The organism is Azospirillum halopraeferens DSM 3675 (assembly GCF_000429625.1).
In the GTDB taxonomy this organism is placed as follows: Bacteria; Pseudomonadota; Alphaproteobacteria; order Azospirillales; family Azospirillaceae; genus Azospirillum; species Azospirillum halopraeferens.
Genome location: NZ_KE386929.1, coordinates 1 through 12,482, shown reverse-complemented (window position 1 = coordinate 12,482; position 12,482 = coordinate 1). Strand labels below are relative to the sequence as shown.

The 12,482-nt window shown below is 67.7% G+C and carries 11 protein-coding genes; 3 read left to right on the top strand and 8 right to left on the bottom strand.

Annotation, left to right across the window (positions count from 1 at the left end):
* Positions 1-43 precede the first annotated feature (43 nt).
* Together G472_RS0128765 and metH are read left to right on the top strand one after the other, a co-directional pair.
* Entirely contained in the window at positions 44-517 is a 474-nt protein-coding gene (locus G472_RS0128765; RefSeq protein WP_029011156.1) for a DUF29 domain-containing protein, read from the top strand.
* Between the two features lie 36 nt (positions 518-553).
* Positions 554-4,045: a methionine synthase gene (gene metH, locus G472_RS0128760; protein WP_029011155.1), complete on the top strand. Its 3,492-nt coding sequence runs from the start codon at positions 554-556 to the stop codon at positions 4,043-4,045.
* Between the two features lie 37 nt (positions 4,046-4,082).
* On the opposite strand, the gene G472_RS36280 is transcribed toward metH, so the two are convergent.
* The 3 genes from G472_RS36280 to rpoH form a co-directional block, all read right to left on the bottom strand.
* On the bottom strand, positions 4,083-4,982 hold the full coding sequence (locus tag G472_RS36280) for a DNA-methyltransferase (RefSeq protein ID WP_051341531.1): 900 nt from the start codon (positions 4,980-4,982) through the stop codon (positions 4,083-4,085).
* A 164-nt stretch (positions 4,983-5,146) separates the two neighbouring features.
* The gene (locus tag G472_RS0128750; RefSeq protein ID WP_029011154.1) at positions 5,147-6,493 is read right to left on the bottom strand and encodes a globin-coupled sensor protein; all 1,347 of its coding nucleotides are present in this window, start codon (positions 6,491-6,493) and stop codon (positions 5,147-5,149) included.
* Positions 6,494-6,729: 236 nt separating this feature from the next.
* Positions 6,730-7,617 (bottom strand): RNA polymerase sigma factor RpoH, encoded by an 888-nt coding sequence (gene rpoH, locus G472_RS0128745; RefSeq protein ID WP_029011153.1) that lies wholly within the window; start codon positions 7,615-7,617, stop codon positions 6,730-6,732.
* 557 nt (positions 7,618-8,174) lie between these two features.
* On the opposite strand from rpoH, the gene G472_RS0128740 reads away from it, so the two are divergent.
* A complete protein-coding gene (locus G472_RS0128740; RefSeq protein ID WP_035694134.1) occupies positions 8,175-8,693 on the top strand; it encodes a GNAT family N-acetyltransferase in 519 nt (172 codons plus the stop codon).
* A 65-nt stretch (positions 8,694-8,758) separates the two neighbouring features.
* Here the strand turns inward: G472_RS0128740 and G472_RS0128735 are convergent, their stop codons facing one another.
* The 5 genes from G472_RS0128735 to G472_RS0128715 all read right to left on the bottom strand — a co-directional run.
* Positions 8,759-9,172, bottom strand: coding sequence for a Ros/MucR family transcriptional regulator (locus tag G472_RS0128735; RefSeq protein ID WP_029011151.1), 414 nt, complete (start codon positions 9,170-9,172; stop codon positions 8,759-8,761).
* Positions 9,173-9,201: 29 nt separating this feature from the next.
* Complete coding sequence (locus tag G472_RS0128730) at positions 9,202-9,477, bottom strand: HU family DNA-binding protein (protein ID WP_029011150.1); 276 nt, start codon at positions 9,475-9,477, stop codon at positions 9,202-9,204.
* A 302-nt stretch (positions 9,478-9,779) separates the two neighbouring features.
* On the bottom strand, positions 9,780-10,013 hold the full coding sequence (locus tag G472_RS0128725; RefSeq protein ID WP_029011149.1) for a hypothetical protein: 234 nt from the start codon (positions 10,011-10,013) through the stop codon (positions 9,780-9,782).
* A gap of 177 nt (positions 10,014-10,190) precedes the next feature.
* Positions 10,191-10,652, bottom strand: coding sequence for a hypothetical protein (locus G472_RS0128720; protein WP_029011148.1), 462 nt, complete (start codon positions 10,650-10,652; stop codon positions 10,191-10,193).
* A 15-nt stretch (positions 10,653-10,667) separates the two neighbouring features.
* The coding region (locus G472_RS0128715; RefSeq protein ID WP_029011147.1) for an acetoacetate--CoA ligase at positions 10,668-12,482 on the bottom strand (1,815 nt) is incomplete at its 5' end.

Below are 12,482 nucleotides of genomic sequence, written 5' to 3'. Positions count from 1 at the left end.
CCATGTTAGAGTCGCCCATCCATGCGGCGCGGGGAGGACGACCATGAGCGGCCGGCACGCCTACGACGAGGACCACTACGCCTGGACGCAGGAACAGGCCCGCCTGCTGCGCGAGGCGGCGCAGCAGCGGAGCAATACCTCCATCGACTGGGAACACATTGCGGAGGAAATCGAGGATATGGGCAAGAGCGACCTGCGGACGGTCGGAAGCCATCTCGCCCGCATTGTCGAACACCTCCTGAAGCTGGAGTTTTCGCCCGCCGCCGAACCGCGCGGCGGCTGGCGTAAAACGGTGCGCGAGCAGCGGGCGTCGGCCGTCGATGCGCTGGAAGACAGCCCGAGCCTGCGGCGGCGGATCGCACTGGACGGTGTGTTCCGGCGCGGTCGCAGCTTCGCCATCGATGGGCTGGGCCAGGACCGCGTCGATGAACGGCTTCTTCCCGATGACTGCCCTTATTCCCTCGATCAGCTTCTTGACGAGTCATGGTGGCCGCTGAACCGCCACGGCCTTGATTGAACCGAACCAGGAAAACCGAAAGCGAATCCCCGTCCCATGCCCCACATTCTCGACACCCTGCGTGACCGCGTTCTCCTGTGCGACGGCGGCTTCGGCAGCCGCATCCAGGTGCTCGACCTCGACGTCGAGAAGGATTTCTGGGGGCACGAGAACTGCACCGACATCCTGCCCCTGTCCCGCCCCGACATCGTGCGCGACATCCACCGGGGCTATTACGAGGCCGGCGCCGACATGGTGGAGACCGACACCTTCGGCGCCTCGCCGGTGACGCTGGGCGAGTTCGGGCTGGAGGACAAGGCGTTCGAGATCAACAAGCGCGCGGTGGAGCTGGCCCGCGAGGCGGCGGAGGGCTTCGGCGACGGGCGCGACCGCTTCGTGCTGGGCTCCATCGGGCCGGGCACCAAGCTGCCCAGCCTGGGGCACATCGCCTATCCCGCGCTGGAGGAGTCCTTCTACGTCCAGGCCACCGGCCAGATCGCCGGCGGCTGCGACGCCATCCTCATCGAGACCTGCCAGGACCCGTTGCAGATCAAGGCGGCGGTCAACGGCGTCAAGCGCGCGCGGCGGGAGGCGGGGACCGACACGCCGGTCTTCGTGCAGGTGACGGTGGAGACCACCGGCACCCTGCTGGTCGGCACCGACATCGCCGCCGCCGCCACCGCCATCAAGGCGCTGGACGTGCCGCTGCTGGGCCTCAACTGCGCCACCGGGCCGCTGGAGATGAGCGAGCACGTGCGCTGGCTGGCCCGGAACTGGCCCGGCCTGATCTCCGTCCAGCCCAACGCCGGCCTGCCGGAGCTGGTGGACGGCAAGACCCACTACCCCCTGCGGCCCGAGGACTTCGGCACCTGGCTGGAGCGCTTCGTCGCCGAGGACGGCGTCAATCTGGTGGGCGGTTGCTGCGGCACCAACGTGCCGCACATCGCCGCCGCCGACGCGGTGCTGCGCAAGCTGGCGCCGGCCGGCGCCCACCGGCCGGCGCCGCGCGGGCGCACGGTCCATTGGGTGCCGGCGGTGTCGTCGCTCTACTCGCAGGTGATGCTGCGCCAGGAGAACGCTTTCTTCGCCATCGGCGAGCGCTGCAACGCCAACGGATCGAAGAAGTGGCGGGAGCTGCAGGAGCGGCACGACTGGGACGGCTGCGTCGACATGGCGCGTGAGCAGGTGAAGGAGGGCAGCCACTCCCTGGACGTCTGCACCGCCTTCGTTGGCCGCGACGAGGTGGCGGAGATGAACGCGGTGATCCGGCGCTTCGTCGGCTCGGTCACCGCGCCGCTGGTCATCGATTCCACCGAGTTCCCGGTGCTGGAACAGGCGCTCCAGCTCTACGGCGGCAAGGCCATCCTCAACTCCATCAACTTCGAGGACGGCGAGGAGCCGGCCCGCAAGCGCCTGGAACTGGCCAAGAAATTCGGCGCCGCCGTGATCGCCCTGACCATCGACGAGGATGGCATGGCCAAGACGCCGGACCGCAAGCTGGCCATTGCCCGGCGCCTTTACGATCTGGCGGTCAACGAATACGGGCTGGACCCCGCCGATCTGCTGTTCGACCCGTTGACCTTCACCATCGCGACCGGCAATGAGGACGACCGCAAGCTGGCGATCTGGACCCTGGAGGGGATCGAGGCCATCGCGCGGGAGATGCCGGACTGCCAGATCATCCTCGGCCTGTCCAACGTCTCCTTCGGCCTGAACGCGGCGGCGCGGCACGTGCTGAACTCGGTCTTCCTGGACCATGCGGTGCGGCGGGGCATGACCGGGGCCATCGTCCACGTCTCCAAGATCCTGCCGCTGCACCGGATTCCGGAGACCGAGGTCAAGGTGGCGGAAGACCTGATCTTCGACCGCCGGGCTGAGGGATACGACCCGCTGCAAGCCTTCATCGCTCTGTTCGAGGGCCGCAAGGCCGCCGACGCCCGCAAGAAGACCCGCCCCGACACGATCGAGGAGTGCCTGAAGCAGCGCATCATCGACGGCGACCGCACCGGGCTGGAGGACGACCTGAAGACGGCGATGGCGACGCACTCGCCCATCGCCATCATCAACGACCTGCTGCTCGACGGTATGAAGGTGGTGGGCGACCTGTTCGGCGCCGGCAAGATGCAGTTGCCCTTCGTGCTCCAGTCGGCGGAGACCATGAAGGCGGCCGTCGCCTTCCTGGAGCCGTTCATGGAGAAGGCGGAGGGCCAGCAGAAGGGCACCATGGTGCTGGCCACCGTGAAGGGCGACGTCCACGACATCGGCAAGAACCTGGTCGACATCATCCTCACCAACAACGGCTACAAGGTCGTCAACCTGGGCATCAAGCAGCCGGTGACCGCCATCATCCAGGCCGCCAAGGAACACAGGGCCGACGCCGTCGGCATGTCCGGCCTGCTGGTCAAGTCCACGGTGATCATGCGCGAGAACCTGGAGGAGATGACGCGCGAGGGGCTGGACGTGCCGGTGCTGCTGGGCGGCGCGGCGCTGACCCGCGGCTATGTGGAGGAGGACTGCGTGCGCGCCTATGGCAGCGGCCGGGTCGCCTACGCCGGTGATGCCTTCGATGGGCTGACGCTGATGGACCGGGTGGTCACCGGCGCCTTCGACAACCACCTCGCCATCCAGCAGGTGAAGCGGCAGGGCAAACCGGTGAACCGCCGCCGCACCCTGGGCCAGCCGACCGAGGCGGCCACCGGCCCCGCCGACCTGCCCGCGGCCCGGGCCCGGCGCACGCGCCTGGCCGACGGCGTGCCGGTGCCGCCGCCGCCCTTCTGGGGGCCGCGCGTGCTGGAGCACGTGCCGCTGAAGACACTGGTCACCTACCTGAACGAGCGCATGCTTTTCCAGCTCCAGTGGGGCTACCGCAAGGACGGCCGCACGCTGGACCAGTTCATGGAATGGTCGCGCAAGGAGTTGCGGCCGATCCTGGACCGGCTGCTGCGCCAATGTGCGCAGGAGGAGATCCTGCGCCCGCAGGCCGTCTACGGCTACTGGAAGGCGGCGGGCGAGGGCAACGACCTGATCCTCTTCGCCGAGGACGGGGAGCGCGAGGTCGCCCGCTTCACCCTGCCGCGCCAGGCGAAGGAGGACGGGGAGTGCATCGCCGACTTCGTACGCGACGTCGACGCGGGCGAGCGCGACGTCATCGGGCTGCAGGTGGTCACCATGGGCCAGCACGCGTCGGAGGTGGCGCGGGACTGGTTCGCCGCCAACCGCTATCAGGACTATCTCTACCTGCACGGCCTGTCGGTGGAGATGACCGAGGCCATGGCGGAGTACGTCCACGCCCGCATCCGCGCCGAACTGGGCTTCGCCGCCGAGGACGCGCGCGATAAGGACAAGCTGCTCCAGCAGGGCTACCGCGGTTCCCGCTACTCCTTCGGCTATCCCGCCTGCCCGCGGGTCGAGGACCAGGACCAGCTTCTGCGCCTGCTCGACGCCGGCCGCATCGGCGTCGAGATGTCGGACGAGTCCCAGCTCCATCCGGAACAGAGCACCTCCGCCATCGTCATCCTGCACCCGCGGGCCAAGTACTTCAGCGTCTGAACGGATTTCCCCTCTCCCGTGCGGGAGAGGGGGACCATCACTCCGCCGGCGCGGCGTCGGGTTCGGCGTCGTCGTCCGGGATGCGGTAGTATTTGGACAGGGGCTTGCCCGACTTGCGGCGGCGGTCGACGTCGGCGCGGGTGAAGAGGACGTTCTTGTTGGCGTGGATCTCCGCCAGATGGCGGCGGTCGTCGTCCAGGTTGGCGAAGCGCTCCACGATGGCGCCGCAGTGCAGGTCGGAGCCGATCCAGCGCCGGCCCGTCAGTTCGGCGGCCACATAGGTGGTGCCGGAGCCGCCGAAGGGGTCGAGGACCAGGGAACCGGGGTCGCTGGCCATGGTCAGCACCCGGTCCAGCAGCTTCAGCGCCAGCCCGTTGGCCTCCCACTTCTTGTACTTGCTGTGGCGCACCGGCGGGATGTCGGTCCACACGTCGGTCAGGCTCACCCCCGCGGGATTCATCTTGTCCTTGTAGCCGCCGTAGTCGCGCAGTTCCCCGCCGCAATGGCGGCAGCAGGTCACCGGCAGGCGGTCGGGATGGAAGATCGCCGGCCGGTCCCCCTTGATGAAATACAGAAGCGAATAGTGCGACGGGTAGAGCCGCTTGGGGATCGGCAGGGAATACTTGATGTCGACGGTGATCCAGTGGCGGAAGGTCAGGCTCCGCCCGAGATGGGCGCCCAGCGGCAGGTTCCATTTCGGCAGGTTCCACAGGAACAGGGAGCCGCCGGGCTTGAGCACGCGCACCATCTCGTCCAGCCAGGTGCGGCACCAGTCCAGGTACTCGTCCTCCGCCCGCTGGTCGTTGATCCGGGAATTGTACTGTTTTCCCAGGTTGAAGGGCGGGTCGGCGAAGGCAAGGTCCACCGTTTCGGCGTCCAGCGACCGCATGGTCGTGATGCAGTCGTCCTGGTGAAGGCGCCCCAGGGGCGTGGTCAAGACAGGTGTCATGGTCCGCATGATGCCACGGTGGGCCCGGCGGCGCCGGGGGCCCGACGGCACCCCCGCACCGTCCCGGCCGGAGTGCTTCAGCTACACCGGACACCGGTCCGTTCGCAACACCCGCGGCATCGGGCCCGGACCCCACCCGCTCCGCCCGGTTCTCAGCCGGCGCGCACGCGGGCGAGGAAGTGATCCACCTCCCGGCTCAGGATGTCGGCCTGGCGGCTGAGTTCGCCCGTGGCGCCGAGAACGTTGCGCGCCTCGTTGCCGGTGTCGGCGGCCGAGGCGTTGACCCCGATGATGGTGGCGCTGACCTCCCGGGTGCCGATGGACGCCTGCTGGACATTGCGGGCGATCTCGCCGGTGGCCATGCCCTGCTCCTCCACCGCGGTGGCGATGGTGCCGGAGATGGAGTTGATCCGCTCGATGGTTTCCGAAATGGACCGGATGGCTCCGACGGCGTCGCGGGTGGCGGTCTGGACGGCGCTGATCTGGGTGTTGATCTCCTCCGTCGCCTTGGCGGTCTGGTTGGCCAGGCTCTTGACCTCGCTGGCAACGACCGCGAAGCCCTTGCCGGCCTCACCGGCGCGCGCCGCCTCGATGGTGGCGTTCAGCGCCAGAAGGTTGGTCTGGCTGGCGATGTCGTGAATGAGCTTGACCACCTGGCCGATGCGCGAGGCGGCGTCGGCCAGCCCCTGGACCGTTACGTTGGTGCGCTCCGCCTGGGCCATGGCGTCGTTGGCGATGCGCGCGGACTGGCTCACCTGGCCGCTGATCTCGCCGATGGAGGCGGTCAGCTTGTCCGCGGCGACGGCGACGGTCTGGATGTTGACCGAGGCTTCCTCCGCGGCCGCGGCCACCTGGGTGGACTGCACGCTCGTCTGCTCGGCGGTGCGGCTCATCACCTGCGCGGTGCCCTCGAGCTGGACAGCGGCGGCGGCAACGCCCTGGACGACGCTCTTGACCTCCCGTTCGAAGGCGTCGGCGGTGCTGCCCAGTTCGCGGGTGATGATGGCGGCGGTGTTGAGATCGACGTAGACCGAGGTGGCCAGGTCCATGTCGAGGAAGACGGCCTTGTTGATCGCCTGCAGCACCTGCGCCAGCCGTTCCGGCTTGCGGCGGTAGACCCGTGCGGCGATGTCGATCAGGCGGTTCAGCATGAAACAATAGGCGCCGGTGTACCAGCGCGGCTCCAAACCGATGCGCTGGTGGCTCTGGCCGATCCGCAGCACCTGGGCCATGTAGGCATCGTCGAAGGTGCCGGTGAAGACGTTGCGCAGCCAATGCTGTTTCTGGGCGCTGCGGGCCTGCGCGATGATGGCCGGGTTGCTCATAAGTGCCGCGGTTTCCGGCACCGAACGCAGATAGCCGTAAAAATCCTCCAGCAGCGGGTCAATGGCGGCAGCCAGGTGGGGCTGGAACTCGCGGAGCAGGCTTCTGGTTTCGTCGTCGATGCGAAGGAACCGGATGCGATCGGAGATGGAACGGGTGTGGTCCGTGGATGGCATGGCGTGGGGCACTCCGGCGATGGCCTGCGTTGGCTGAGCGGTTTTTGGTAACTTTCTACTTAAATTCATGACGGCGGGCCATACTCTCCGACGCGTCCGCGCTTTGAAAGGTTGCGCATTGTCGCAGGCTCCCCCGATTTCGCCGGTCAATCATGGGCGTGGCAAGCAAAACGGCCGGTGCCCCCGTTGGGGGACACCGGCCGCGAGCATACGCCGGGGGAAGAGGGAGAAGCCGATCAGGCGGCGGCGTGCGCCGGGCGCCGCAGCGCCTGGGCCGCGCTGAGCACGGCCTTCTGCAACTTCTCGAAGGCACGCACCTCAATCTGGCGCACGCGCTCGCGCGAGACCGAGAACTGCTGGCTGAGCGCTTCCAGGGTCGACGGGTTGTCCTTCAGCCGGCGCTCGAACAGGATGCGGCGCTCGCGATCGTCCAGGCGTTCCAGGGCCTGGCCGACGAGGCGGCGGCGCAGGGCCATCTCGTCCGCTTCGGCGATCAGCACCTCCTGGCTCGGCCGCTCATCAGCCAGCAGTTCCAGCCAGTTGGTCTCGCCGTCCGACGACAGGGTGGCATCCAGCGAGCTGTCGGACGAGGCAAGGCGCCGGTTCATCTCCACCACCTCGTTCTCGGGCACGCCCAGTTCGGTGGCGATCGCCACAACGGTGGCCGGCGACAGGTCGCCCTGCTCCAGCTCCTCAAGCTGGCTCTTCAGCCGGCGCAGGTTGAAGAACAGCTTCTTCTGGGCGGCGGTGGTGCCCATCTTGACCAGGGACCAGGAGTGCAGGATGTACTCCTGGATGGCGGCGCGGATCCACCAGGTCGCGTAGGTGGCGAAGCGGAATCCCCGTTCGGGGTCGAACTTCTGCGCCGCCTGCATCAGGCCGACGTTCCCTTCCGCCACCAGATCGACCAGGGGCAGGCCGTAGCCGGCGAAGCCGCGGGCGATCTTGATCACCAGACGGAGGTGGCTGCCGACCAACTTCTCCAGGGCGGTGAGGTCGCCGCGCACCCGCCAGGCCACCGCCAGATCGTGTTCCACGTCCGGGGCCAGGATGGGATAGCGCTTGGACTCTTCGACGTACCGGGACAGGCTGGCGTTCTCGCCGATCAGCAGTTTCTTGAGCACTCCACAGCCTCCTCTCTCTACCCCCCGGTCCATACGGACCGCCGGCGCACATGGATGACAAGGGAACGGCGTGGGCAACTTCGGTTTTCTTCTCGCTGTGCACCGCTTGTGCCGGGAATTGCCGAAACTGTCCGCTATGCGCCTCTAGACAAGATCAATGTGACGTGACCAGGAGGGGAAGGCAACCCCATAAACCGGCATGTAGAAGCGTTTTTCGGCGTATGGCCGTAACTAACCATCCATAACGAAGACATCCGGGAGAGGTGAGCCATTGTATCACCTCAACAAAACATCAGGCATGACGTTCGGCCGAATTTTAATAGAACCTTGTAACTTTCGGACGGTGGGAGATGAGAGGGCATCGGCCGTTTGCGGCGGTGCGCATCAACCGGGGGGCCGCATTCGCGGCACCGACCATGACCGGAAGGCCGGGAGAGGCGGGGCGGCATATGGGGCGTGTCGCAGGATGCGCAATCGGGAATCCGTGTTCCCGTCCTTTCGGGTTATGATGGGCGATGCCGCCCTTTTCCCCGGCCCGGACGACACGAAGGCCCTCCATGCTGATCCGCGACTCGCGGTCCGACGACATCCCCGCCCTTCAGGCGATCTATGCCCATCATGTGCTGACCGGCCTATCCTCGTTCGAGGAGGTCCCGCCCGACGTGGCGGAGATGGAGCGGCGGCGCGGCGACGTGCTGGTCCGCGGCCTGCCGTACCTCGTGGCCGAGCATGCGGGGGCGGTGGTCGGCTATGCCTACGCCGGGCCGTACCGGCTGCGCCCGGCCTACCGCTACACGGTGGAGGATTCCATCTACATCGCCCATGACCGGACGGGTCTGGGCGCCGGGCGGGCCTTGCTGGGCGTACTGCTGGACCGCTGCACGGCTGCGGGATGCCGGCAGATGGTGGCGGTCATCGGCAACAGCGCCAACGCCGCGTCCATCGGGCTGCACGCCGGCATGGGCTTCGTGCACGCCGGCCTGCTGACGGCGGTGGGATGGAAGTTCGGCCGCTGGGTGGACAGCGTGCTGATGCAGCGCCCTCTGGGCCCCGGCAGCGACTGCCCGCCGGACTGAGCGGCGGCCAAACAAAACGGGCGCCCCATGGGGCGCCCGCGTATGCGACGGCCGTGGAGCCGTTATCAGTCCTGGACGACCTTCTTGCGGCCGAGCCCCAGACGGGTCGCCATTTCCGAACGCGCCTTGGCATAGTTGGGAGCGACCATCGGATATTCCGGCGGCAGCGACCACTTGACCCGGTACTCGTCCGGGGTCATGTCGTAGACGGTCTTGAGGTGACGCTTCAGCATTTTCAGCTTCTTGCCGTCTTCCAGGCAGACGATGTAGTCCGGCGTCACCGACTTCTTGATGGGCACGGCCGGCGTCTGCTCGGTCTTGGCCGGGGTGGCGCGGTCGTCGCCGAGGCTGCGGAAGGCCGTCTGGACGCTGCTGATCAGCATCGGCAATTCCGTCACGGCAACCGAGTTGTTGCCGACGTACGCGGCCACGACCTTGGCGGTCAACGCCTGCAGGTCGGAAAGATCGATCGTGGACATGAGGCAGGTCTCCGCTGGATACGGTGGCGTCAGCCGTTGATGGCGTCGCGGAGCTGCTTGGCCGGCTTGAACTTGGGCGCCTTCGAAGCGGCGATCTGGACGACCTCACCGGTCCGGGGGTTGCGGCCTTCGCGCGCGGCGCGCTCGGCCACCTCAAAGATGCCGAACCCGGCGAGGCGGACTTCCTCGCCGCGCTGCAAGGCGCCCGAAATGCCCTCGAACACCGACTGGACGACCTTGGCGGCCTCCGTCTTCTTGATGCCGGCCATGGTCGCCACGGATTCGATCAGTTCGGCCTGGTTCATGAAAGCACCCCTTCAAATGCATTCGCGATGCGGATTTCGGCTGTTATTGGCAGAACCATTCCATTTGCACAAGAGCGAACGGATCATCGGCAACTGCGAATTTACTGTCGAAATCGCCTTCGTGGGCGACGTGTGGCGCGAATGCATCAAGGAATGCGGCGTTGCGTCACGGTTTGCGTGCAATGCAACGCAATAAGACCAGTAAGCACCGGCGGGCGTGCCGCCGGTGCCACAGGTCCGGCCCGAATCGATGGGGGGTCGTCATTCCCGCGCCGGCGGGAGGGGGCTGAGCGCCCGAACCGTTATTGGTAACCGCCGCTGCGTGCACGCTCGCGGGCGGCATCCTCCTGGGCCTTGCCCGACGCATCGTCCACGGACCCGCCGGAGGGCTTGTCCGCGTCAGCATCGTCCGGGCTGCGGTCACCGCCGGCCGGACGCTCGTTGCGGCGGGATTCGCTGGTGCGGTTGCCGGCGTCGACGTCGTCGGGGCTCTCCGCTCCCGCCTGAGCCCACGCCTCCTTGTCGCGATCGTTCATCGGGGATCCTCCGTTCGGATGATCTCCGTTCAATGGCGGTGGCGGCCGGAAGGTTCCCGCGTCATACGGTTTCCGCCTGAAGGCTTCAACCGTATGCCCCTATCAATGAAGGCCTGCGGGCTTTTCTGTCGGGTTCGACGGCTTCCAAAAGATCCTACGGAACTGCCGGAAGCCGCATCAGAACCCCAGCCGCCGCAGGGCGGCGATGGAGGATGCGGCGGTGGTGTGCAGGATGAAGGTGCCGCCGGCCGCCTCCCACCCCGCGCGGGTCTTTTCGCGATCGTCCACCAGCACCTTTCCGGGGCCGGAATGGCGCGGTTTGTCCCGGGTCATGCAGGTGATGACGCGAACGTGGGGGCCCAGCATGTGGGCCACCCAGCGCCGCTTCTGCTCCGGCGCCCAGGAGCCGAGGGGCAATCCGGTCAGGATCGTCGGGTCGTGCGGCGCGCAGAACGCCCACAGGTCGCGGGCGTCGTGCATGAAGGCCAGCGTGCCGAAGAAGTCCCTGTGGCGGGACAGCTCCCGCCACATCACCTTCATCGGCAATTCCTCGGGGGCCTTGCCGGTAACCTCCCGCACGCCCCGGTCGAAATCGGCCAGGACGCCGTCAAGGTCGAGGAACAGGTCCCGCCCCGCCATGCCGCACCGGCCTTGTCAATCGGTTGTCAGCTCGCCGAGGTCCCTGAACTGGTCGAGGGCCTGCGGGTTGGCCAGGGCCTCGGTGTTCCGGATGGCGCGGCCGTGCACCATGTCACGCACCGCCAGTTCGGTGATCTTGCCCGAGCGGGTGCGCGGGATGTCGGTCACCTGCACGATCTTCGCCGGTACGTGGCGGGGCGAGCAGTTGGCCCTGATCCGCTTGCGGATGCGGTCCTGCAGGTCGGCGTCCAGGCGCATCCCCTCGCGCAGCACGACGAACAGCACGACGCGCACGTCGCCGTCCCAGTCCTGGCCGATGCAGACGGACTCCATGACCTCGTCGAACTGCTCCACCTGGCGGTAGATCTCGGCGGTACCGATGCGCACGCCGCCGGGGTTGAGCACCGCGTCGGAGCGGCCGTAGATCACCCACCCCCCGTGCGCCGTGCGCTCGATGAAGTCACCATGCGTCCACACGTTGGGAAAACGCCGGAAATAGGCGTCGCGGTACCGCTCCCCGTCGGGATCGGCCCAGAATCCAACCGGCATGGAGGGGAAGGGGCGGGTGCACACCAACTCGCCCTTCTCGCCGCGCACGGGGTGGCCGTCGTCGGAGAAGGCTTCCACCGCCATGCCGAGGCCGCGCGCCTGGATCTCCCCCTTCCACACCGGTGCGGTGGGCTGACCCAGCACGAAGCAGCTCACGATGTCCGTGCCGCCGGAGATGGATGCCAGGTGCAGGTCCGGCTTGATCGACCGGTAGACGTAATCGAAGCTCTCCGGCATCAGCGGCGATCCGGTGGAGGCCAGCGCGCGCAGGGACTCCAGGCGATGGGTGCGGGCCGGCTCGATCCCGAACTTCTCCAGGGATTGGATGTACTTGGCCGAGGTGCCGAAAAACGTCATGCCCTCGGCGTCGGCATAGTCAAACAGGACGTTGCCATCGGGTGCGAAGGGGGAGCCGTCGTACAGCAGCAGCGTGGCGCCGCTCGCCAGCCCCGTCATCAGCCAGTTCCACATCATCCAGCCGCAGGTGGTGAAGTAGAACAGGCGGTCGCCCGGCTTCAGGTCGCTGTGCAGCCGGTGTTCCTTGATGTGCTGGAGCAGGGTGCCGCCGGCGCCGTGCACGATGCACTTGGGCTTGCCCGTGGTGCCCGAGGAATAGAGGATGAACAGCGGGTGGTCGAAGGGCAGCCGCTCGAACTCCGGCTCGCCCGCCACGAAGGGGGCGACGAAGTCGCCGTAGGCCACGGCGCCGGGGATGCCGTCCAGTGCCGGCGTCTCCTCCACATAGGGGACGATGACGGCGCGGGTGACGGTCGGCAGATCCTTCAGCACCTCGGCGACCTTGGCCCGCACGTCGTGGGCCTTGCCGTTGTACCAGTAGGCGTCGGGGGCGAAGAGGACCTTGGGCTCGATCTGGCCGAAGCGGTCCACCACCCCCTGCGCGCCAAAGTCGGGGGAGCAGGAGGACCAGGTGGCGCCCAGACCGGCGGTGGCCAGCATGGCGGCCAGCGTCTCGGGCATGTTGGGCATATAGGCGGCGACCCGGTCGCCGACGCCGACCCCGGCGGCCTTCAGCGCCTGCTGCAGGCGCGACACCTCGGCCTTCAGCTCGGCCCCGCTCCAGCGGCGGCGCACCTTGTCCTCGCCCCGGAAGACCACGGCGTCACCCGCCGGCGCACCGGCCAGAACGGTTTCGGCGTAGTTCAGGCGGGCGTCGGGGAACCAGCGCGCACCGGGCATGCGGTCGCCGTCCACCAGCACGCGCTCGCCGGGCTCGCCGGCCACGCCGGCCCACTCCCACAGGAAGCGCCAGAAATCCTCCTT

Coding starts and splice junctions, on each gene's coding strand:
- G472_RS0128750 (WP_029011154.1), bottom strand. CDS start 6,493: ATGCCATCCACGGACCACACCCGTTCCATCTCCGATCGCATCCGGTTC.
- G472_RS0128740 (WP_035694134.1), top strand. CDS start 8,175: ATGCTGATCCGCGACTCGCGGTCCGACGACATCCCCGCCCTTCAGGCG.
- G472_RS0128735 (WP_029011151.1), bottom strand. CDS start 9,172: ATGTCCACGATCGATCTTTCCGACCTGCAGGCGTTGACCGCCAAGGTC.
- G472_RS0128725 (WP_029011149.1), bottom strand. CDS start 10,013: ATGAACGATCGCGACAAGGAGGCGTGGGCTCAGGCGGGAGCGGAGAGC.
- metH (WP_029011155.1), top strand. CDS start 554: ATGCCCCACATTCTCGACACCCTGCGTGACCGCGTTCTCCTGTGCGAC.
- G472_RS0128765 (WP_029011156.1), top strand. CDS start 44: ATGAGCGGCCGGCACGCCTACGACGAGGACCACTACGCCTGGACGCAG.
- G472_RS0128720 (WP_029011148.1), bottom strand. CDS start 10,652: ATGGCGGGGCGGGACCTGTTCCTCGACCTTGACGGCGTCCTGGCCGAT.
- G472_RS0128730 (WP_029011150.1), bottom strand. CDS start 9,477: ATGAACCAGGCCGAACTGATCGAATCCGTGGCGACCATGGCCGGCATC.